Source organism: Streptomyces sp. NPDC043176, assembly GCF_056436715.1.
Genome location: NZ_JBWKCA010000012.1, coordinates 215,182 through 236,192, shown reverse-complemented (window position 1 = coordinate 236,192; position 21,011 = coordinate 215,182). Strand labels below are relative to the sequence as shown.

Annotated in this window: 19 protein-coding genes; 15 read left to right on the top strand and 4 right to left on the bottom strand. The window is 73.9% G+C overall.

Translation table 11 applies throughout. The annotated features are described in order from the left end of the window. Window positions 1-217: 217 nt before the first annotated feature. From AC067A_RS21610 to AC067A_RS21550, 13 genes are all read left to right on the top strand, one after another. Window positions 218-1,003: an aldose epimerase family protein gene (locus AC067A_RS21610; protein WP_479244144.1), complete on the top strand. Its 786-nt coding sequence runs from the start codon at window positions 218-220 to the stop codon at window positions 1,001-1,003. A 24-nt stretch (window positions 1,004-1,027) separates the two neighbouring features. Then, window positions 1,028-1,567 (top strand): orotate phosphoribosyltransferase, encoded by a 540-nt coding sequence (pyrE, locus tag AC067A_RS21605; protein ID WP_479244106.1) that lies wholly within the window; start codon window positions 1,028-1,030, stop codon window positions 1,565-1,567. 221 nt (window positions 1,568-1,788) lie between these two features. Then, entirely contained in the window at window positions 1,789-2,811 is a 1,023-nt protein-coding gene (gene fbaA, locus AC067A_RS21600) for a class II fructose-bisphosphate aldolase (RefSeq protein ID WP_479244105.1), read from the top strand. Window positions 2,812-3,054: 243 nt separating this feature from the next. Beyond that, complete coding sequence (locus AC067A_RS21595; protein WP_479244104.1) at window positions 3,055-5,052, top strand: Ig-like domain-containing protein; 1,998 nt, start codon at window positions 3,055-3,057, stop codon at window positions 5,050-5,052. Between the two features lie 82 nt (window positions 5,053-5,134). Beyond that, window positions 5,135-6,592: an MFS transporter gene (locus AC067A_RS21590; RefSeq protein ID WP_479244103.1), complete on the top strand. Its 1,458-nt coding sequence runs from the start codon at window positions 5,135-5,137 to the stop codon at window positions 6,590-6,592. Window positions 6,593-6,606: 14 nt separating this feature from the next. After that, the gene (locus tag AC067A_RS21585) at window positions 6,607-7,020 is read left to right on the top strand and encodes a DUF3151 domain-containing protein (RefSeq protein WP_479244102.1); all 414 of its coding nucleotides are present in this window, start codon (window positions 6,607-6,609) and stop codon (window positions 7,018-7,020) included. Window positions 7,021-7,207: 187 nt separating this feature from the next. Beyond that, complete coding sequence (locus tag AC067A_RS21580) at window positions 7,208-8,011, top strand: DUF3152 domain-containing protein (protein WP_479244101.1); 804 nt, start codon at window positions 7,208-7,210, stop codon at window positions 8,009-8,011. 120 nt (window positions 8,012-8,131) lie between these two features. Continuing rightward, window positions 8,132-8,980 carry a tryptophan 2,3-dioxygenase gene (locus tag AC067A_RS21575; protein ID WP_479244100.1) on the top strand — a complete coding sequence of 283 codons (849 nt, stop codon included), beginning with the start codon at window positions 8,132-8,134 and terminating at the stop codon, window positions 8,978-8,980. After that, window positions 8,973-10,175, top strand: a complete 1,203-nt coding sequence (gene kynU / locus AC067A_RS21570; protein WP_479244099.1) for a kynureninase — start codon at window positions 8,973-8,975, stop codon at window positions 10,173-10,175. Before AC067A_RS21575 ends, kynU begins: the two co-directional genes overlap by 8 nt. A gap of 103 nt (window positions 10,176-10,278) precedes the next feature. Then, a complete protein-coding gene (locus AC067A_RS21565) occupies window positions 10,279-11,148 on the top strand; it encodes an alpha/beta hydrolase (protein ID WP_479244098.1) in 870 nt (289 codons plus the stop codon). A gap of 89 nt (window positions 11,149-11,237) precedes the next feature. Beyond that, window positions 11,238-12,560 carry a sensor histidine kinase gene (locus AC067A_RS21560; protein ID WP_479244097.1) on the top strand — a complete coding sequence of 441 codons (1,323 nt, stop codon included), beginning with the start codon at window positions 11,238-11,240 and terminating at the stop codon, window positions 12,558-12,560. Beyond that, window positions 12,557-13,219 carry a response regulator gene (locus AC067A_RS21555; RefSeq protein WP_017240191.1) on the top strand — a complete coding sequence of 221 codons (663 nt, stop codon included), beginning with the start codon at window positions 12,557-12,559 and terminating at the stop codon, window positions 13,217-13,219. Before AC067A_RS21560 ends, AC067A_RS21555 begins: the two co-directional genes overlap by 4 nt. Window positions 13,220-13,247: 28 nt before the next feature. Continuing rightward, on the top strand, window positions 13,248-14,444 hold the full coding sequence (locus AC067A_RS21550; RefSeq protein WP_479244096.1) for a cytochrome P450: 1,197 nt from the start codon (window positions 13,248-13,250) through the stop codon (window positions 14,442-14,444). A gap of 58 nt (window positions 14,445-14,502) precedes the next feature. On the opposite strand, the gene AC067A_RS21545 is transcribed toward AC067A_RS21550, so the two are convergent. Together AC067A_RS21545 and AC067A_RS21540 are read right to left on the bottom strand one after the other, a co-directional pair. Then, complete coding sequence (locus AC067A_RS21545) at window positions 14,503-16,068, bottom strand: ABC transporter permease (RefSeq protein ID WP_479244095.1); 1,566 nt, start codon at window positions 16,066-16,068, stop codon at window positions 14,503-14,505. Next, window positions 16,065-16,982, bottom strand: a complete 918-nt coding sequence (locus tag AC067A_RS21540) for an ABC transporter ATP-binding protein (RefSeq protein ID WP_479244094.1) — start codon at window positions 16,980-16,982, stop codon at window positions 16,065-16,067. The genes AC067A_RS21545 and AC067A_RS21540 overlap by 4 nt, the downstream gene beginning before the upstream one ends. A gap of 62 nt (window positions 16,983-17,044) precedes the next feature. Between AC067A_RS21540 and AC067A_RS21535 the strand changes: the two genes are divergently transcribed. Continuing rightward, window positions 17,045-17,557, top strand: a complete 513-nt coding sequence (locus AC067A_RS21535; RefSeq protein WP_479244093.1) for a GbsR/MarR family transcriptional regulator — start codon at window positions 17,045-17,047, stop codon at window positions 17,555-17,557. Here AC067A_RS21535 and AC067A_RS21530 read toward each other — a convergent pair. Then, entirely contained in the window at window positions 17,545-19,170 is a 1,626-nt protein-coding gene (locus tag AC067A_RS21530) for a hypothetical protein (RefSeq protein WP_479244092.1), read from the bottom strand. The two genes, AC067A_RS21535 and AC067A_RS21530, sit on opposite strands and share 13 nt — an antisense overlap. 198 nt (window positions 19,171-19,368) lie before the next feature. On the opposite strand from AC067A_RS21530, the gene AC067A_RS21525 reads away from it, so the two are divergent. After that, entirely contained in the window at window positions 19,369-19,944 is a 576-nt protein-coding gene (locus AC067A_RS21525; RefSeq protein ID WP_479244091.1) for a dihydrofolate reductase family protein, read from the top strand. A 100-nt stretch (window positions 19,945-20,044) separates the two neighbouring features. Here AC067A_RS21525 and AC067A_RS21520 read toward each other — a convergent pair whose 3' ends face one another. Next, window positions 20,045-20,869 (bottom strand): diacylglycerol kinase, encoded by an 825-nt coding sequence (locus AC067A_RS21520; protein WP_479244090.1) that lies wholly within the window; start codon window positions 20,867-20,869, stop codon window positions 20,045-20,047. Window positions 20,870-21,011: the final 142 nt, after the last annotated feature.

The window sequence follows — 21,011 nt, the reverse complement described above, 5'->3', positions numbered from 1 at the left end:
GCGTTCCCCGCTCGAAGCCGCAGCCGGAAGCGGGCGCTCGCGTTCCCCGCTCGAAGCCACAGCCGGAAGCGGGCGCTCGCGTTCCCCGCTCGAAGCCGCAGCCGGAAGCGGGGGCTCGCGTTCGCCGCCCGAAGCCGTGGCCCGATGCCGTCGCGCGAGACGGTCGTCGCGGCCGTCGTTGAAACGGTCCAATCGGGGCTAGGGTCGGGGCGTGACGATGCAGACGCGACTGACGGCGGGCGCCGCCGAGTTGACCATCAACCCCGAGCACGGCTGCCGGATCGAGAGCCTGCGCATCGGCGGCACCGAGGTGCTGCGACAGGGCGAGCGGTACGGCAGCTTCCCGATGGTGCCCTGGTGCGGGCGGACCGAGAACGGCCGCTTCCGCAACGGCGCCACCACGCATCGGCTGCCGGTCAACGCGGACCCGCACGCCATCCACGGCACCGTTCGGGACGTGGCCTGGAAGACCGCCCGGACCTCCGCGACCGAGGCGGTGTTCACCTGCGAGCTCGGTGACCCGTGGCCGTACAAGGGCCGGGTCACCCAGGTCTTCGAACTCGCCGAGGACGCCCTCACCCTCCGCTTCGGCGTCGAGACCTACGCCGACTCGTTCCCCGCCCAGGCCGGCTGGCACCCCTGGTTCCTGCGCAACCTCGGCCAGGGCGGCCAGGACGTGGAACTCGGCTTCGCCCCCGCCTGGCAGGAGGAGCGCGGCGAGAACCACCTGCCCACCGGCCGTCGCATCGATCCCCTCCCGGGTCCCTGGGACGACTGCTTCGGCATGCCCGGCGGCGTCGACGTGACCCTGACCTGGCCGGGTGAGCTGGAGGTGAAGGTCGCGAGCCGCGCCGAGTGGGTCGTGATCTACGACGAGCCGGCCGAGGCCGTCTGCGTCGAGCCGCAGTCCGGCCCGCCGAACGGTCTCAACACCCTCCCGCGTCTCGTCACCCCGATCGACCCCCTGGAGGTCGAGAGCGTCTGGAGCTGGCGGCGGCTGTAAAAGACGCCCCTTAAGCTGCTGAGCATGACTGACGTACGTGCTGAGCTGCTCCAGCAGATCAAGGACAAGGCCGTGGTGCACGGCAAGGTGACCCTCTCGTCGGGTCTGGAAGCCGACTACTACATCGACCTGCGCCGGATCACGCTGGACGGCGAGGCCGCGCCGCTGGTCGGGCAGGTCATGCTCGACCTCACGGCCGACCTGGACTTCGACTGCGTCGGCGGCCTGACGCTCGGCGCCGACCCGGTCGCGACCTCGATGCTGCACGCCTCCGCCGCTCGCGGGCGGCGCCTCGACGCCTTCGTCGTGCGCAAGGCGCAGAAGGCGCACGGCATGCAGCGCCGTATCGAGGGCGCGGACATCAAGGGCCGTCGCTGCCTCGTGGTCGAGGACACCTCGACCACCGGCGGCTCGCCGCTGACCGCGGTCGAGGCCGTCCGCGAAGCGGGCGGCGAGGTCGTCGCCGTGGCCACGATCGTGGACCGCGGCGCCGCCGACGCGATCGCCGGGGCCGGCCTGCCGTACCTCACCGGCTACCAGCTGGCGGATCTCGGCCTGGCGTAACCGCCGCGAAGTCGTGACTTAAGGCCCGGACCCCGGCGATGAGGGTCCTGACCTGGGGATTCGTCGAAGGGCGGGGTGTTTCACGTGAAACACCCCGCCCTTCGTCGTGCCGCGCCCGTGGGAGCCCGGACGAGAGTCTGAAAGGATGGGGGCGACGATGACGTCGCCCCCAGGTCAGGGACAGAAACGCACACACCCCGCACATCACAAGGAGCGGACGAATGCCCATCGCAACCCCCGAGGTCTACAACGAGATGCTCGACCGGGCGAAGGCAGGCAAGTTCGCCTACCCGGCCATCAACGTGACCTCGTCCCAGACCCTGCACGCTGCGCTGCGCGGCTTCGCGGAGGCCGAGAGCGACGGCATCATCCAGATCTCGACCGGCGGAGCCGAGTTCCTGGGCGGTCAGTACAACAAGGACATGGTCACGGGCGCCGTTGCCCTGGCCGAGTTCGCGCACATCGTCGCCGCGAAGTACGACATCACGGTCGCTCTGCACACCGACCACTGCCCGAAGGACAAGCTGGACGGCTACGTCCGTCCGCTGCTCGACATCTCCGCCGAGCGCGTCGCCCGTGGCGAGAACCCGCTGTTCCAGTCGCACATGTGGGACGGCTCCGCCGAGACCCTCGCGGACAACCTGGCCATCGGCCAGGAGCTGCTCGCGAAGGCCGTCGCCGCCAAGATCATCCTCGAGGTCGAGATCACCCCGACCGGTGGCGAGGAGGACGGCGTCACCCACGAGATCAACGACGAGCTGTACACCACGGTCGACGACGCGATCCGCACCGCCGAGGCCCTGGGCCTGGGCGAGAAGGGCCGCTACCTGCTCGCCGCGTCCTTCGGCAACGTGCACGGCGTCTACAAGCCGGGCAACGTCGTGCTCCGTCCCGAGCTCCTCAAGGACCTCCAGGCGGGCGTCGCCGAGAAGTTCGGCAAGTCCTCCCCGTTCGACTTCGTCTTCCACGGCGGTTCGGGCTCGACGGCCGAGGAGATCGCCACGGCGCTCGAGAACGGCGTCGTGAAGATGAACCTCGACACCGACACCCAGTACGCCTTCACCCGCCCGGTCGTGGACCACGTGTTCCGCAACTACGACGGTGTCCTGAAGGTCGACGGCGAGGTCGGCAAGAAGTCCACCTACGACCCGCGCACCTGGGGCAAGCTCGCCGAGGCCGGCATGGCCGTCCGCGTGACCGAGGCGTGCGCGGCGCTGCGCTCGACCGGCACGAAGCTGAAGTAGGCAGGAAACCGCGACAGGCACGAAGCCGCGGTGAGTACGACACCGCGGTGGGCACGAAGCCGCGGTGAGCACGAGGCCGCGGCAGGCACGAAGCCGCGGTCAGCACGAAGCGGAAGCCCGGCACTTCAGGGTGCCGGGCTTTTTCGCGTGCGCGCGTTGTCATGGACGTGGTCTAGTCTTCCCTGCACCGTGCCCCCATGATCGAGGGGCCGGAGACCATGTTCTTGGGGGGTCTCTATCATCGTGCGCAAGCGCACTCTCTCGGCCGCGACCTCGTTCGCGGTCCTTGTCGGTTCCGCGGCGCTGGTCGCGGGCGCGGCGGGCCAGGCGGCCGCCGACAGCAGCAAGCTCCTGCCGATGTCGTCCGTGGGCGACATGGTGGTGGACGGCGTCCACCGGAAGATCTTCATCAGCGACCCGTACCTCGGGAAGGTCGTCGCGACCGACTACGCGGGCACGGTCCTGGGCGCCGTCTCCGACCTGCCCGGTGTCACCGGGCTGGCGCTCTCCGCCGACTCGGGAAGCCTGTACGCCGCGGTGCCCGGCGCCGACGCGGTCGTCGCCCTGGACGCCGAGGCGGTGACGGAGAAGGCCCGGTACGCCACCGGCGAGGGCACCGACCCGAAGTTCGTGGCAGCCGCGGGCGGCAGGATCTGGTTCGGCTACGGCACCGACTACGACGGTGACATCGGCTCGATCGACACCTCCGGCGAGCAGCCCGTGGTGACCCTGGGCCAGGACGCGGAGATCGACTACTCCGGCGCCCCGCGGCTCGTCGCCTCGCCCACGGACCCGAACGCCCTCGCCGCCGTGTCCTCGTACTACCACTCGTTCCGCATCGGCGCGTACGACGTGAGCACGGGCGCCGCGGTCCGCACCGCGCGCTCGCCCGAGGCGGAGACGGGCAGTGGAGGCATGGTCAGCGACCTCGCCTACACCCAGGACGGCAGCCGTCTGATCACGGCCACCGCGGGCAACCGGCACCGGGTCTGGCAGGTCTCCGACCTCACCCAGGTGGGGGCCTACGCCAGCGAGTACCACGGCGCGGCCGTGGCCGTCGCCGCCGACGGCACCGTGGCGGCGGGCTCCGACGCCCCGTACGACCCGGACGTGTTCGTCTACCGGCCGGGTGAGACGACCGCCGTGCGGCAGTACGACTTCCCCAACACCGGGACCTACAGCAGCGGCGACGGCCTCGCTGCCGGCTCCCTCGCCTGGGAGCCGGGCGGCAGCCGCCTGTTCGCGGTGACCACCGCCAGTAGTGGCAACGGCGTCCGCCTGAACGTCCTGGACGAGCCCACCAAGTCCGTGCCGACGGTCACGGTGAAGGTCCCGGCCACCGTGGCGGTCCTCAAGCCGATCACCGTCTCGGGCACGGTCACGGGGACCCTGGTGCCGCCGGCCGGCACGCCGCTCACCGTGACGCGTTACGACGCCGAGTTCCCGAAGGGCAAGGCGCTCGGGACCAGGCCGCTCGGGGCGAACGGCGCGTTCGCGTTCGCCGACACCCCGCTGGCGGCGGGCAACGTCACGTACCGGGTGACGTACGCGGGCGACGCCACGCGCACCGGTGCGAGCGGCACGGCGGTCGTCAACGTGACCCCGTTCAAGACCGCGCTGACGCTCGACCGGAACAGGCTCACCGTCAACTACGGCACCAGCGTGACGTACACGGCCTCCCTGGGCTGGACGTACCGCAACCGCGTGGTGGAGATCTGGGCCGACCCGTACGGGGCGGAGCCGCGGCGGCTGCTCAAGCGGGGCACGGTCGACTCGGCGGGCAAGCTGTCGGTGACGGCCAAGATGACCCGCGACACCTGGGTGACCGCGATCTTCGCCGGTGACACCCGGTCCGGCTGGGCCAAGGCCGGGTCCACGGTGTACACGAAGGCCGGCCTGACGACCTCGCTGTCCCGGCACTACAAGTGGTCGAAGATCGGCACCATCTGGTACCAGACGTACCACCAGTCCACCGACGTGCTGGTCACCGCGTGGAACAACCCGTACCCGGGCCGCAAGGCCAAGGTCGAGCTCCAGGTCTGGTACGCGGGCGCCTGGCGCAGCGGCGCCACGGACTACGTCTCGCTGACCAGCGGCGGCATGGCGTACGTCAACCTCGACGCCAACGGCGCGGAGGGCGTCCGTGCCCGGCTCCGCACGGCGTACGTGGACACCGAGTCCGGCGACAACGTGAACACCACGGTCTACGGCGGGTGGAAGTACTTCAACGTCACCCGCTGACGCGTCGGCCACCACGGGCCCCGTCCACCGGTTCCTCGGATTCCGGTGGGCGGGGCTTCGCCGTTCGCGGGACCATGCAGGCATGGACATCCGGATGAGTTCCGGAACGGGCCGCTGGATCGTGTTCACGACCGTGCTCGGGTCCGGGATGGCGCTGCTCGACTCCACCGTGGTGAACGTCGCGCTGCCGCACATCGGCGAGGACCTGGGCGCCGATCTCGGTGCGCTCCAGTGGACGGTCAACGCCTACATGCTGACCCTGGCCGGGCTGATCCTGCTGGGCGGGGCGCTCGGCGACCGCTACGGCCGGCGGCGGGTGTTCGTGATCGGCGTGGTGTGGTTCGCGGTCGCGTCGCTGCTGTGCGGGCTCGCCCCGAACGTGGGGGTGCTGATCGCGGCCCGCGCCTTCCAGGGAGTGGGCGGGGCGCTGCTCACGCCCGGTTCGCTGGCGCTGATCCAGGCGAGTTTCCACGAGGACGACCGGGCCAGGGCGGTCGGTCTGTGGTCCGGGTTCGGCGGGGTCGGGGCGGCGATCGGACCGTTCGTCGGCGGCTGGCTGGTGGACGGGCCGGGCTGGCGCTGGGTGTTCCTGCTGAACGTGCCGCTCGCGGCCCTCTGCGTGCCGGTCGCCCTCCGGCACGTGCCGGAGTCGCGGGACGAGTCCGCGCACGGCCGGTTCGACGTGCTCGGCGCGTTCCTCGGGGCGGCGGCGCTCGGGCTCGTCACGTACGCGCTGATCGGCGCGGCCTGGTGGGCCGGGGTGGCCGGGGCGCTGGGCGGGGTGGCGTTCGTGCTGGTGGAGCGGCGGCGCGGCGAGTCGGCGATGACGCCGCCGTCGATCTTCCGCTCGCGGCTGTTCACCGCCGTCAACCTGGTCACCCTGTGCGTGTACGCGGCCTTCGGCGGGTTCTTCTTCCTGGCGGCGCTCCAGCTCCAGGTGGTCTCCGGCTACTCGGCGCTCGCCGCCGGTACGGCCCTGCTGCCGACGACCGTGCTGATGCTGCTGCTCTCGGCGAAGTCCGGCGAGCTGGGGGAGCGGATCGGACCCCGGATCCCGCTCACGGTGGGGCCGCTGCTGTGCGCCGCGGGCATGCTCCTGATGCTGCGGGTCGGGGAGGACGCCCCGTACGTCCGGGACGTGTTGCCGGCCATGGTGGTCCTCGGGCTCGGCATGACGGCCCTGGTCGCCCCGCTGACCGCGACCGTCCTGTCCTCGGTGGACGTGGCCAGGGCCGGCCTGGCCAGCGGGATCAACAACGCGGCGGCCCGGGCGGCCGGGCTGCTCGCGGTGGCCGCGCTGCCGCTGCTGGCCGGGATGGGCCCGGAGGCGTACCTCTCGGCGGCGGAGTTCGACGAGACCTTCCGGCGCGCCATGCCGATGTGCGCGGGTCTCCTGGTGGCCGGTGCGGGCCTCGCGTGGACGACGATGCGCGGGCCGGCCGCGCGGGCCGGCTGCCATCCGGAGTGCCGGGTGCACTGCGGGGTGACGTCACCGCCGCTGGACCCGGGGGAGCGGGAGCGCCCGGGGCCGGTGCCCTGAGGCAGACTGGGCCCATGGCCATCCACGAGAACCTCCTGGGGGGACCGGCCCCCACCCACCTGCCCGACGACCCGGGTCCGCGCGAGCTGCTCGCGAGCGGTACGGCCCCGGCGGACGTCGCCGCGAAGTACCCGACCTCCTCGCTCGCCTGGGCCCGGCTCGCCGACGACGCCTACGAGCGGGGCTCGGTCGTCGAGTCGTACGCCTACGCCCGCACCGGCTACCACCGCGGCCTGGACGCGCTGCGCCGCAGCGGCTGGAAGGGCCACGGTCCGGTGCCGTGGGAGCACGAGCCGAACCGCGGCTTCCTGCGGGCGCTGCACGCCCTGGCCCGCGCGGCCGGCGACATCGGCGAGAAGGACGAGTACGAGCGCTGCACGACGTTCCTGCGGGACTCCTCGGAGACGGCGGCCGAGACGCTCGGCTGACGTTCCCCGCTCCGTTCGCACGCCCTTTCCCTCCGCGTGGGGGAAAGGGCGTTCGACTCGGCCGGTACGATCCCCGGACCGGAGGACCGAGGGGGAGTCTGTCGTGGGGAAGCGTGGCGCGCGGGCGGGACGGCGAAGATCGAGGAAGAAGCGCAGGTCGGGCACGCGTCTCGGGTTGCCGGCGCTGGTGCTGACGACGGTCGCGCTGGGGGCGGGAGCGGCCGTCGCGCACTTCGACGGCTCCACGGAGAACGACGTGGTGGCGGCCCCCGTGGTGGAGCGGACGACCGCGACGGCGACGGCGACCGTGAGCCCCCGGCCCGCGGCGCCGACGCCGAGGCCGAAGGCCCCCGCGCCGAGGCCGACGGCCGTCACCCCGGAGAAGAGAGCGCCGGAGACGACGGCCCCGAGGGCGGTCGCCGTGCCGCGGTCGGGCACGGGGACCTTCACGACGGCCCGCTCGTCCGGGGCGCCGACCGGCGACACCGGCACCCTGCGCCGCTACCGGGTCCAGGTCGAGAACGGCATAGAGATCTCGGCGCAGGACGCCGCCGCCGAGATCCAGCGCATCCTCGCCCATCCGCGCGGCTGGGCCGCGCACGGCCGGGGCCGCTTCCAGCTCGTGTCGGAGAACGCCGACTTCGTCATCCGGATCGCCACCCCGGACACGGCGGACGCGCTCTGCCTCCGCCAGGGGCTGCGCACCCACGGCGAGCTGAACTGCGAGACCGCCGACGGCGTCGTGGTGAACCTCAAGCGGTGGATGACGGGCTCGCCGACGTTCACGGGGAAGCCGGAGGAGTACCGGCACCTGATCATCAACCACGAGGTCGGACACGAGATCGGCATCCGCACCCACATGGGCTGCCCGGGTCCGGGCAGGCTCGCCCCCGCGATGATGCAGCAGATCAAGGGCCTCCACGGCTGTCGCTCGAACGCGTTTCCGTATGACGAAGACGGGAGCTACATCACTGGGCCGATCGTGTCATGATGCGCTTGGGACGGCGCGCGACGCAGCACGCCTCCCGAGGGGACCGGGGCTCCCGTGCCGGACGACGTGCCGCACGGACGAGCAGACCGCTACCCGGTAATACGTATCGAGGAGACAGAAATGTCCACCTTCCCCGATGCCGGAGCCGGTTCGGTCGCCGATGCGCCGAACCTCGACTTCGCGGGTACCACGCCGTACGAGGACTACGTCCAGGCGGACGTCCTCACCCACCTCCAGCACCTCCGCTCGGACGACCCCGGCGAGATGGTCTTCCTGGTCACCACCCAGGTCATGGAGCTGTGGTTCACGGTGATCGTCCACGAGTGGGAGACCGCGAGCCGCGCCCTGCGCGAGGACCGCGTCCCCGTCGCGATGGACGCGCTCAAGCGCTCCGTGCGCGAGCTGGAGGCCCTCAACCACTCCTGGCGGCCGCTCGCCCAGCTCACCCCGGGCCAGTTCAACGCCTACCGCTCCGCGCTCGGCGAGGGCTCCGGCTTCCAGTCGGCGATGTACCGGCGGATGGAGTTCCTGCTCGGCGACAAGGCCGCCTCCATGCTCGTGCCGCACCGGGGCGCGCCCCGTGTCCACGCCGAGCTGGAGAAGGCGCTCCACGAGCCCAGCCTGTACGACGAGGTCCTCGCGTTCCTGTCCCGCCGCGGCCTGCCCGTGCCGGCCGCCGTCCTCGGCCGCGACCTGTCGCAGCGGTACGAGCCGTCCCCCGAGGTCGAGGCGGTCTGGGCCGGGATCTACGCGGACGCCGACCAGAACGGCGAGCTCGTCCGCCTCGGCGAGGCCCTCAGCGACGTCGCCGAACTCGTCTGGCGCTGGCGCAACGACCACCTGGTCGCGACCCGGCGCGCGATGGGCGCGAAGACCGGCACCGGCGGCTCGGCCGGCGTGGCCTGGCTGGAGAAGCGGGCCCAGAAGAACGTGTTCCCCGAGCTCTGGACGGCCCGCAGCCATGTCTGACCGCCTCAGGGACAGGGCGGTCGAGCTCGACGCCGCCGACGGCCTCGCCAAGCACCGCGAGAGGTTCGCCCTCGACGACGCCACCGTCTACCTCGACGGCAACTCGCTCGGCGCGCTGCCCGCGCACGTCCCGGCCCGGATGGCCGACGTCATCACCCGCGAGTGGGGCGAGCTGCGCATCCGCTCGTGGGACGAGTCCGGCTGGTGGACCGCGCCCGAGCGGATCGGCGACCGCATCGCGCCGATCGTCGGCGCCGCACCGGGACAGGTGGTCGTCGGCGACTCGACGAGCGTGAACGTCTTCAAGGCGGTCGTCGCGGCCGCCCGGCTCGCCGGCGACGACCGGGACGAGATCCTCGTCGACGCGACGACCTTTCCCACGGACGGGTACATCGCGCAGTCCGCGGCGCGGATGACGGGCCACGCCATCGTGCCGTGCGACCCGGCCGACATGGCGGCCGCGGTGAGCGGCCGCACGGCCGCCGCGCTCGTCAACCACGTCGACTACCGGACCGGCCGGCTCCAGGACCTGCCCGGCATCACCGCCGCCCTCCACGCGGCGGGCGCGCTCGCCGTCTGGGACCTGTGCCACAGCGCGGGCGCGCTGCCCGTCGGGCTCGACGCCCACGGCGTCGACCTGGCCGTCGGCTGCACCTACAAGTACCTGAACGGCGGCCCCGGTGCGCCCGCGTACCTGTACGTCGCCGAGCGCCACCAGGCCGCCTTCGACTCGCCGCTGCCCGGCTGGAACTCGCACGCCGACCCGTTCGCGATGACCCCCGGGTACGAGGCGGCCGCGGGCGCCGTGCGGGGCCGGGTCGGGACCCCCGACATCCTCTCCATGCTGGCGCTCGAAGCGGCGCTCGACGTGTGGGACGGGGTCGCCGTCGAGGACGTGCGGGCCAAGTCCCTCGCGCTGACGGACTTCTTCCTGGAGTGCGTCCGCGCGTACGCCCCCGAGGGCAGGGTCGAGTCGGCGACGCCCTCGGAGCACGCCGAGCGCGGCAGCCAGGTCGCGCTGCGCTGCGCCGGGGCCCCGGCCGTGATGGCCGAGCTGATCCGGCGCGGTGTGATCGGCGACCTGCGCCGCCCGGACGTGCTGCGGTTCGGCTTCACGCCGCTGTACGTCGGCTTCGCGGACGCGGAGCGGGCCGCACGGGTCCTCGCGGAGGTCCTGACCGACCTCGACGTCTGAGGGGCGCAGGTCCGATGATCGCCTGATCTGCGGGGGCTCCGGTGCTGATACCGTCCCCGCAGGTCAGGCCAATTCGGCCCCGTACCCGAGAGGTTGGAACAGCATGCCGGACCCCGCCGCGCGCGATGCCGCCGAAGAGGCGTCGGCCTTCTCGCACCCGGCCGTCCCCCCGGACGCCTCCGCCGCGTACGGCGACCACCCGGACCAGGTGGTCGACTTCCACGCCCCGCGCGACGGACGCACCCGGGCCCCGCTCGTCGTCGCCCTGCACGGCGGCGCCTGGCGGGCACCGTACGACCGGCAGCACCTGACCCCCTTCGTGGACTTCCTGGCCCGCCGGGGCTTCGCCGTGGCCAACGTCGAGTACCGGCGCGGCAGCGACGTCCCCCGCCAGGGCGGTACGGCCCCGGTCGCCGGCCGCTGGCCGGAGACCTTCGACGACGTGGCCGCCGCCCTCGACGCCGTCGCGGAACTGGCTGCCCAGCACCTGCCGCAGGCCGACACCGGCCGGATCGTCCTCACCGGCCACTCCGCCGGCGGCCACCTCGCCCTCTGGGCCGCCGCCCGCCACGTCCTGCCCGCCGGCTCCCCCTGGCGCCTCCCCGAGCCGCCCGCCCTGCGCGGCGTCGTCTCCCTCGCCCCCATCGCCCACTTCGCGCGGGCGGTCGAGCTCGGCGTGTGCGGCGGCGCGGTCACCGAACTCCTCGGCGGCGAGGCCGAGTACGCGGCGCGCGCGGCCCACGCGGACCCCGCCCTGCTCCTCCCGACGGGCATCGCGACCACCCTCGTCCAGGGCCGCGAGGACGTCGTCGTCCCCCACGCCGTCGCCGACGCCTACGCCGAGGCGGCCGCCAGGGCCGGCGAGGAGGTCGGCCTCACCCTCCTGGAGGACGTCGGCCACTTCCCCCTGATCGACCCGGCCGCAGACGCCTGCGCGGTCGTCGCCGAGGAGATCGCCCAGCTGGCCTTCTAGGGCCCCTGCCGGGGACCTTCCTAGTACTCAGGGGGGACCCGGAAGGATCCGTACAGAGCCGGACGACCGGGTTCGCGGGCACCCGTACCGTGGTTCGCGTGACCCAGACACAGGCTTCCGAGACGAGCCGCAGCCCCGAGTTCCGCCTGGTGCAGGTGGCCCTCGGGGGGCTGCGCCAGGAACTCTTCCACGACGCGTTCGCGTACCGGCCGCTGCCGCGCATGGACGTGGAGAGCGGCCCGACCCGCTTCCTGCCGGCGCGGATACGGGTGTACGCCGGGCTGCTGCCGCACGCGGTCGTCGCCTTCATGGCGATGATCGTGTTCTTCATCGGTCTCGAACGCTTCCACGGCGGCATCGGCCCGATCGGGCTCGTCGCCACCCTCACGCCGACCGCGATCGTGCTGCTCACCCTGGTCAGGCCGGTCCTGTCCTTCTGGGCGTCGCTCGGCACGACGCCGTTCATCGGGGCGGTCGCCGGGTTCGGGACGGGCTGGCCCTGGGCGGCGAACTCGTTCGCCGCGCACCTCGTGGTGCTCGGCGTGGTCGCGGCCCGCACCCGGCCCCGCACCGCCGTGTGGATGTGGACCGGGACGGCGTGCTACGCGCTGTTCGCCGAGGTGTTCCTCGGCAGGGGCGGCGGTACCGACGCCGTGCCGATGCTGTTCGTGGCGGCGCTGGTCCTGCTCACCGTCACCGTCTTCCAGGTCCGCCGCCAGGCCGACCGCGAGGTCACCGCCCAGCAGACCGTCACGGCCCGGGAGATCTCCAAGCGGACCGTCCTGGAGGAGCGGACCACCATCGCCCGCGAGCTCCACGACGTCGTCGCCCACCACATGTCGGTGGTCGCCATCCAGGCGGAGGCCGCCCCGTACCGCGTCGAGAACCCGCCGCCGGAGCTGGAGCAGGCCTTCCTCACCATCCGGGAGAACGCCGTCGCCGCACTCACCGAGCTGCGCCGCATCCTCGGCGTCGTACGGGCCGAGGACTACGAGGCGCCCGACGCCCCGCAGCCGACCCTCGGCGACCTGGACGCGCTGATCCGCAACGTCGCCGAGGCCGGCCTCGACGTCGAGAAGACGGTGACCGGCGCCGTGCGCGAGCTGCCCCAGGGCGTCGAGCTCTCCGCCTACCGCATCGTCCAGGAGGCCCTGTCGAACGTGCTGCGGCACGCGCCGGGCGCGGCGGCGAAGGTCGAGGTCAGCTATGTCCTCGGCGGCCTGGGACTCCGGATCGCCAACGGGCCGGCGCGCGGCCTGGCGAAGCCCTCCCCGGGCGCCGGGCACGGCATCACGGGCATGCGGGAGCGTGTGACGATGCTGGGCGGGGAGATGACGGCCGAGGCCACCGACGACGGCGGCTACGAGGTGACGGCCTTCGTCCCCGTGAGCCGCGAGGAGGCCCCGCAGTGATCCGCGTACTGATCGTCGACGACCAGATGATGGTCCGCGAGGGCTTCTCGGTGCTGCTCGGCGCGATGCCGGACATCGAGGTCGTCGGCGAAGCCGTCAACGGCCGGGAGGCGATCGCCCAGGTCGCCGCCCTCCACCCGGACGTGGTCCTCATGGACATCCGGATGCCCGAACTGAACGGCATCGACGCCACGCGGGAGATCGTCGCCGCCGACGCGGACGCGAAGGTGCTCGTCCTGACCACCTTCGACCTGGACGAGTACGTGTACCAGGCGCTGCGCGCCGGTGCCTCCGGCTTCCTGCTCAAGGACGCCTCGGCCCGGCAGCTCGCGGACGGGGTGCGGGTGGTCGCGGCCGGTGAGGCGCTGCTCGCGCCGACCGTCACCAAGCGGCTGATCACCGAGTTCGCCAAGGCGCCGGGGACCTCCCCGCGCCCGCCGGCGATGGCGCAGATCGGGGAGCTGACCGAGCGGGAGACGGAGGTCCTCGTCCTCATCGCCCAGGGCCTGTCGAACGCCGAGATCGCCGAGCACCTCGTCGTCGCCGAGTCCACGATCAAGACGCACGTCAGCCGCATCCTGGTGAAGCTGGGCCTGCGCGACCGCACGCAGGCGGCGGTCTTCGCGTACGAGGCGGGCTTGGTGCGGGTCGGCGGCTGACCCCGGTCGACGGGGGTAGCGTCCGCCCATGGACGCTGCAGACGCTGTGTACGACCCCTGGTCGCCGGAGTTCGTCGCCGACCCGTATCCCGCCTACGCCGAGCTGCGCGCGACCGGCCGCGCGCACTGGCACGCCCCCACCCGCCAGTGGCTGGTCCCGCACTACGAGGACGTGTCGGCGCTGCTCCGCGACCGGCGGCTCGGCCGGACGTACACGCACCGCTTCACCCACGAGGAGTTCGGGCGGGAGGCGCCGGACGCCGCGCACGAGCCGTTCCACACGCTCAACGACCACGGGCTGCTCGACCTGGAGGCGGCCGATCACGCGCGGATCCGGCGGCTGGTGTCGAAGGCCTTCACGCCGAGGACGGTCGAGAACCTGGCGCCGACGGTACGCGGGCTGGCCGCCGGGCTCGTCGGGGACCTGGTGGCGGCGGGCGGCGGCGACCTGCTCGCCACGGTCGCCGAGCCCCTGCCGGTGGCGGTGATCGCCGAGATGCTGGGGATCCCGGCGGATGACGAGGAACGGGGGCGGCTGCGGCCCTGGTCGGCGGCGATCTGCGGGATGTTCGAACTGAACCCGTCGGAGGAGACGGCCCGGCGGGCGGTCCGGGCCTCGATCGAGTTCTCCGACTACCTGCGGGAGCTGATCGCGCGGCGGCGGAAGGCGCCGGGGGAGGACCTGATCTCGTCCCTGATCGCGGTGGAGGGGCTGACGGAACAGGAGATGATCTCCACCTGCGTCCTGCTCCTGAACGCGGGCCACGAGGCCACGGTGAACACCACGGTCACCGGCTGGTGGACCCTCCTCAAGGAGGACGTGCGTCCGGATCCCGAAAAGTTGTCCACAGCTGTGGAAGAACTTCTGCGGTACGACACCCCGCTCCAGATGTTCGAGCGCTGGGTCCTCGACGACATCGAGCTCGGCGGCCAGGTCATCCCGCGCGGCTCCGAGGTCGCCCTGCTCTTCGGCTCCGCCAACCGCGACCCGGCCCGCTTCGGCCCCACCGCCGACGCGCTCGACCTCACCCGGGCCGACAACCCCCACGTCACCTTCGGCGCCGGCATCCACTACTGCCTCGGCGCCCCGCTCGCCCGCCTCGAACTCACCGCCGTCTTCGGTGAGTTGCTGAGGCAGGCGCCGGGAATGCGGCTCGCGGCCGAGCCGGTGCGGACACCGGGGTACGTCATCCGGGGCTTCGAGGAACTGCTCGTCGAGGTGTGAGCCGCCGGGCCGCACCCGGTCACGTCCCGGCGTCCCGGCCCCGCCGGGCCGGCCGCCGTCACCCGGTCACGTCCCGGCGGCGCAGCCCCGCCAGGCCGGCCGCCGTCAGGGCCGTCGCCAGGGCGGTCAGGACCAGCACCGGCGGCCAGGCCATGGCCGGGCCCGGCAGCCTGGGCAGATGTCCGAACGGGGAGAGGTCCAGGGCCGCCTGCGGCAGCCCGAGCGCCGGGCCGACCCAGCCGAGGGCCAGACAGAGACCGGCCACCCCCCAGGCGGCGCCGGCGGCCCGGGGGAGGGCGCCCCACAGCAGGACGGCGACCCCGGCGAGCACCCACACGGCCGGGAGCTGGACGAGCGCGGCGCCCAGGATCGGGCCGGCGTCGTGCCCGTACGAGAGGGCGAGGCCGAGCCCGGCCAGGGCCAGGATCAGGGCCGAGCCGCCGAACGCGATCACCAGGTGCCCGGCGGCCCAGCGGAGCCGGCCCAGGGCGCCCGCGAGGAGCGGCTCCGCCCGGCCCGAGGTCTCCTCGCCGTGCGGCCGCAGCACCGAGCCGACCGCGTACAGGGCGGCGACCATCCCGAAGAGGGACACCATGGTGGCGAGGAAGGCGTCCGTCAGAGCGCTCTGCCCGCCCATCCGCTCGAAGACCTCGCGGACCCGCTCGTTGTCGCCGACGATGTCGGCCGCGCCCTCCACCATCCCGCCGAACACGAGCCCGCCGAGCAGGAACCCGGCCGACCAGCCGAGGAGCGTCCCGCGCTGGAGCCGCCAGGCGAGCGCCCCGGCCGTCGCGAGGCGCCCCTCGGCCGGGCCCGGCCGGGTCGCCAGGAAGCCCGCCCCGACGTCCCTGCGGGCGGCCAGCGCGTACGCCGCCGACGCCTGGAGCAGGACGGCCGCACCGGTCAGGAGCAGCACCCACCAGCGTTCGCCGGCGAAGGCGCGGACCTGCTCGGCCCAGCCGACGGGGGAGAGCCAGGTGAGGACCGAGGAGCCGTCGGAGGTCCCCGCGTCGCCGGCCGCCCGCAGGACGAAGGCCAGGCCGAGGACGGCGGCCGCCAGGCCCTTGGCGAGCCGGGCGCTCTCCGTGAACTGGGCGGCGAGCGCGGCGGCGGTCGCGAAGACCATGCCGGTGCCGCCGATCGCCAGACCGAGCGCGAGCGCTCCGGCCGCGCCCTGTCCGGCGAGGCCGGCGGTGACGATGAGGGCGACGGCCGCGTTCAGGCCGAGGGCGGCGAGGAGGGCCGCGGTGAGCGGGGCGCGGCGGCCGACCGCCCCGGCGGACAGCATCTCCTGACGGCCCGTCTCCTCCTCCTCGCGGGTGTGCCTGACCACCACGATCAGGCTCGCGACGGCGGCGAGGACCGCGCCGAAGGTGCCGAAGCGCCAGGCGACGAGCCCGCCGAGGGAGTCGCCGAAGACCGGTCCGTACAGCGCGCGCATCGAGCTGTCGGCGGTCATGGAGGCGGCGAGTTCGGCCCGCTCGGGGGCCGTGCCGTACAGCCCCTCCAGGGAGCCCGCGCCGCTCGCGGCCATCCCGCCGACGACGAGCGCCCAGACCGGGATCGTCAGGCGGTCGCGGCGCAGGGCGAGCCGGGTGAGGGCTCCGGTGCCGGCGAGGCTCATGACGCCACCTCGTCGGTGTAGTGGCGGAGGAACAGCTCCTCCAGGGTCGGCGGGGTCGAGGTCAGGCTCCGTACGCCCGACTCGGTAAGGGAGCGCAGGACGGCGTCGAGCTTGTCGGTGTCGACCTGGAACCGCACGCGGCCCCCCTGGCCCCCCTCGGTCTCCTGGAGGGCGAAGCCGTGGACGCCGGGCAGGCGGGCGAGTCCGTTCGGCGGGCCGGCGAGTTCGGCGGTGACGCTGGTACGGGTCAGGTGACGCAGCTCGGTCAGCGAACCCGACTCGACGGTCCGGCCCTTGCGGACGATGCTGACCCGGTCGCAGAGCGCCTCGACCTCGCTGAGGATGTGGCTCGACAGCAGGACGGTCCGGCCCCGGTCGCGGGCCTCCTCGACGCAGCTCCGGAAGACCTCCTCCATCAGCGGGTCGAGGCCGCTGGTCGGCTCGTCGAGGACGAGCAGGTCGACGTCGGCGGCGAAGGCGGCGACGAGCGCGACCTTCTGCCGGTTGCCCTTGGAGTAGGTGCGGCCCTTCTTGGTGGGGTCGAGCTCGAAGCGCTCGATCAGCTCCGCGCGCCGGGCCCGGTCGAGGCCGCCGCCCCCGCGCAGCCTGCCGTACAGGTCGATGACCTCGCCGCCGGAGAGGTTGCGCCAGAGGGTCACGTCCCCGGGGACGTACGCGATGCGGCGGTGCAGGGCGACGGCGTCCTGCCAGGGGTCGCGGCCGAGCACCCGGGCGCCGCCGGAGTCGGGCCGCAGCAGGCCCAGGAGGACCCGGATGGCGGTGGACTTCCCGGCGCCGTTGGGACCGAGGAAGCCGTGGACCTCGCCGGTCTCGACGGCGAGGTCGAGGCCGTCCAGCGCGTGGGTGCGCCCGAAGGACTTGTGGAGTCCGGCGACGCTGATTGCCTTCGTCATGCTTCAGAACGTACGGTGATTTCACAAAATTGTGAAGTTAAGGAACCGTATAAAGTCAGGGGATGGGTGAGAGCGAGATGACCAGGGCCGACGGGGGCCGCGAGGAGGCGGTCTCCCGCTTCGTGGAACGCTTCGCCGCCGAGATGACCGCCGCCGGCATGCAGCGCATGGCGAGCCGCGTCTTCGCGGCCCTCCTCGCCTCCGAGACGGCGTCCATGACCTCGGCCGAACTCGCCGAACAGCTGCGGATCAGCCCGGCCGCCGTCTCCGGCGCGATCGGCTACCTCACCCAGGTCGGCATGGTCAGCCGCGAGCGCGACCCCGGCACCCGCCGCGACCGCTACGTCCTCCACAACGAGCTCTGGTACGAGACCTTCACCCGCCGGGACCAGGTCCTCGTCCGCTGGGAGAAGGTCCTGGGCGAAGGCGCCGAGACCCTCGGCCCCGACACCGCCGCCGGCCGGCGCACCGCCGAGACCGCCGAGTTCTTCCGCTTCCTCCACGGCGAGATGGCCGGGATCATGGACCGCTGGCGCGACCACAGGGCCGCGCGCGGCACCTCTCAGGGGACCTGAGCCTCCACCGGCGGCGCGAGCCGGTCGAGCAGCGCCGGGAACTCCTTCCCGTCGGCCTCCCGGTACGGCCCCGCCGGCCACAGCGGGCGCCCGTCGATCCACGGCACGACGAACGGCGCGCCCGACGGGGTGCGGTCCCGCCAGCCGTGCAGCCCCGCGGGACCCGTCGGCCGCTCCGGCAGCCCGCGCCGCGGGTGCTTCGGCGAACCCGGCAGCACGAGCGGCAGCACCCCCTCCGGCCGGTCGTCCGGGCCGCCGTGCATCGGGAAGAACACCAGCACGGGGGCGCCGCCGTGCGGGTCGTACAGCAGCACGTACCGGCGCGGGACGGGCGTGTGGCTCGTCGCGGCCCGGGCCATCAGCCGGGCCACGCGCCGCCCGTGGGCCAGCACGTGGTGGCCCGCGTACACCAGTCCGGCCAGCGGCAGCGCGGCCGCGAACCACAGCTTCGGGACGTCCTCCTCCGGCGGCCCGGTCAGCGCGACCGCGCCCACGGCCGCGCAGAACGCCAGCGCGACCAGCACCCGCTGCACCCCCGCCAGCCGCCGCAGGCTCCGCACCCGCCACCACCGCACCCGCCGCACGTCCGCCTCCGGGCGCGGCGCCCTGTCCTGCGGCATCGCCTGCCGCTGGGCGTGGGCGGCCAGCACGGCGTACGTCGGCCGGTACCCGGCCGTCGCCTCGCCGCCGCCCTCCGGCGCGAAGGCGCCCGGACCGTGCCCGGTCTCCGCGTCGTGGTCGTGGCCGATCTCGGCCTCCGGCGGCCCGCAGCTGAGAACCGGATGCGGGTCCTCCCACACGAAGGGACGCGGACCGGACGGGGCGACGGGGCCGTCCACGGCGACGGAGCCGTTCGTGGTGAGGGCGTCCGGGCCGGTGAGGAGGCGGTCCGGGCCGGCGACGGGGCTGTTCGTGGTGAGGGCATCCGGGCCGGTGAGGAGGCGGTCCGGGCCGGCGACGGGGCTGTTCGTGGCGAGGGCGTCCGGGCCGGTGGCGGGGCCGTTCACGGTGACGGCGTCCGGGCCGGTGAGGGGCTCGGAGGGCCGGTCCTGCGGCTGCCTCGGGACCGGCCGGTACGCCAGGCCCTCCGCCGCCGCGTCCGCCACGACCCGGCGGCGCACGCGCTCGCCGCGGAGCGGCTTCGCCCAGATCAGCGGCCCGCCGCCGGGCGGTGCGAGGATCCCGCCCACGCGCGGGTCGCCGCACCACCAGAGCACGCCGTCCGGGCCGGGCCGCACCGACTCGTACCGGTGCCGGGTCGCGATCACCGTCAGCGGCCACGTCTCGGTGCCGTCCGGGGCGCGCAGGACCAGGGTCGTCGCGTGCCCGGTGCGGGCGAGCGCCACCGCGGGGTGCGCCGACCAGGTGCCGGCGGCGAGCGTCCGCCGCATCCGTCGCGCGAGGGCGAGCGAGCCGGTCCCGGCGCCGAGCGCGAGGATGCCGACCACGCAGAGCAGCACGGTCGTGTCCTCGCGCCACGGCTCGCCGAGCAGCGCCCAGGCGCCGGCGGCCGCGGGGAGCACCGCCGCTCCCGCGACGATCAGCGCGCCGGCTCTCCGCCGGTACCGCTCCAGTGCCCCCGCCGTCTCCTCGACGTCCAGCGCGCACGCCATCGCACGTTCCCCCCGCCCGTTGAATGTCCGCTGACGCTAGGCCCCGCCCGGCGCCCGCGCCAAGCCCCGCCGAGGCGGTGGCCGGAACAAGACGACCGGAAAATGCCCCCGGCGGATGTCGAGCGGTGTCCGGGAGCTCCGACCCCTGGGCGAGAGCGGGCCGCAGGGGCGGTCCGCGGCACCGGAAGGCAGGACCCCGTGAGCGGCCGGATCATCCACTTCGTCCACCAGTCCCTCGACGGCTTCATCGCCGGGCCGAACGGCGAGTTCGACTGGCCGGCCATGGGCCCCGAGCTCTCCGCGTACACCGACGAGCTGATCGCCGGCGACACGGTCTTCCTCTACGGCCGCCGGGTCTGGGACCTGATGTCCGGCTTCTGGCCGAACGCCGGGCAGTACTCGCAGGACCCGCACGACCTGGCCTTCGCACCGGTCTGGCGGGAGGCCCCCAAGGTCGTCGTCTCCCGGACGCTCGCCGGAAAGGACCCGGGCTTCAACACCACGGTCGTCTCCGGCGACGTGGTCGCGGAGCTGACCGCGCTCGCCGCGACCGGCAAGAACCTGGTGCTCTTCGGCGGCGCCGAGCTCGCCGCCCACCTCGGCGCGCACGGCGCCGTCGACGAGTACCGCGTCGTCGTCCACCCCGTCGTCCTCGGCGGCGGCACCCCGGCCTTCCGCCCCGCCGAGCACCGGACGGAGCTGGAGACCGTGGAGACCCGGATCTTCGACGGCCGCTCGGTCCTCCTCCGCCACCGCGTCGTACGGGGCGCCTGAGCCGGCCGTCGTAGGGGGCGGCTGGGGCGGCCGTCATACGGGGCGCCTGAGCCGACCGTCGCACGGGGTGCCTGAACCGGCCGTCGTGCGGGGCAGCGGCTCAGGCCGGCGGCAGGAGCTCCCGGGCCGGGTCGCGGGGCAGGGTCAGCCCCCAGGCGCCAGGGCGGACCGTCCAGGTGCGGCGGCGGACGGGGCCGGTGAGGCGGCCGTCGGCGCGGTAGCGGAAGTCCGGGCCGGAGACGGTGAGGACGTGGGCGGTGGCCCGCCGGGGCGGCGCCGCGGACGGGTGGACGGTCACCTGGGCCGTACCGGCGGCCGAGCGGACCGTGAGGCCCTCGACGGGGTCGTCCACGTCGGCGAGGAGGACGCCGTCCACCTCGACCCGCAGCCGGTGGGTGCGGACCGCGAGCGCCGTGGGCGCCGGTCGGACCAGCGTGCGGACGAGGGAACGGCAGGTGCCCCAGACGGACGGGGCCGCCGACGACAGGGCCGGCACGGCCGGTACGAGGAGGTCGCCCAGGACCACCCCGTCGCTGTCGTCGACCAGCAGGTCCAGGCGGCGCACGGCCCCGTCCAGGACCGCCCTGGCCGCCGCCGGCGTGGAGTGCGGCACGCCGAGCGCGTGGGCCACTTCCCGGGCGTCCGGCGGGCCGATCGGGACGAGCGCCAGGGCCGCCCCGGCGAGCTCCCGCTCCCGGTGCAGGAGCGCCACCGTACGCAGCAGCGCGCGGTCGTCCCCGAGCACCACGAGGCGCCGGGAGCCGCGCCGGGCCAGGGCCCGGCAGAATTCCTCGGGGCCGTCCGGCAGGCAGATCTTCGCCTCCGCGCCCGCGGACAGGACATCCTTCGCGATCCGCACGGACTCGCCGTCACATCGGCGGGCGACCGGGTCGACGATGACCAGCAGCTGGTCGTGATCCGACACCTCGGTCCTTCCTCGGGTAGCATCTTTGTGCAAGAGCCCCTTGCGCTATTGCGCCAGGGGCTTCGTCTATTCCGGGGCACACCGGTGAGGCGGCGTACGCCCCCTGACCTTGGACATGCCCCACCCGGAAGGGGTGTACGCC

Excerpts from the sequence above, each read along its gene's own strand:
- AC067A_RS21610 (WP_479244144.1), top strand. The coding sequence starts at position 218 with ATGCAGACGCGACTGACGGCGGGCGCCGCCGAGTTGACCATCAACCCC.
- pyrE (WP_479244106.1), top strand. The coding sequence starts at position 1,028 with ATGACTGACGTACGTGCTGAGCTGCTCCAGCAGATCAAGGACAAGGCC.
- fbaA (WP_479244105.1), top strand. The coding sequence starts at position 1,789 with ATGCCCATCGCAACCCCCGAGGTCTACAACGAGATGCTCGACCGGGCG.
- AC067A_RS21590 (WP_479244103.1), top strand. The coding sequence starts at position 5,135 with ATGGACATCCGGATGAGTTCCGGAACGGGCCGCTGGATCGTGTTCACG.
- AC067A_RS21585 (WP_479244102.1), top strand. The coding sequence starts at position 6,607 with ATGGCCATCCACGAGAACCTCCTGGGGGGACCGGCCCCCACCCACCTG.
- AC067A_RS21575 (WP_479244100.1), top strand. The coding sequence starts at position 8,132 with ATGTCCACCTTCCCCGATGCCGGAGCCGGTTCGGTCGCCGATGCGCCG.
- kynU (WP_479244099.1), top strand. The coding sequence starts at position 8,973 with ATGTCTGACCGCCTCAGGGACAGGGCGGTCGAGCTCGACGCCGCCGAC.
- AC067A_RS21565 (WP_479244098.1), top strand. The coding sequence starts at position 10,279 with ATGCCGGACCCCGCCGCGCGCGATGCCGCCGAAGAGGCGTCGGCCTTC.
- AC067A_RS21550 (WP_479244096.1), top strand. The coding sequence starts at position 13,248 with ATGGACGCTGCAGACGCTGTGTACGACCCCTGGTCGCCGGAGTTCGTC.
- AC067A_RS21545 (WP_479244095.1), bottom strand. The coding sequence starts at position 16,068 with ATGAGCCTCGCCGGCACCGGAGCCCTCACCCGGCTCGCCCTGCGCCGC.
- AC067A_RS21540 (WP_479244094.1), bottom strand. The coding sequence starts at position 16,982 with ATGACGAAGGCAATCAGCGTCGCCGGACTCCACAAGTCCTTCGGGCGC.
- AC067A_RS21535 (WP_479244093.1), top strand. The coding sequence starts at position 17,045 with ATGGGTGAGAGCGAGATGACCAGGGCCGACGGGGGCCGCGAGGAGGCG.
- AC067A_RS21530 (WP_479244092.1), bottom strand. The coding sequence starts at position 19,170 with ATGGCGTGCGCGCTGGACGTCGAGGAGACGGCGGGGGCACTGGAGCGG.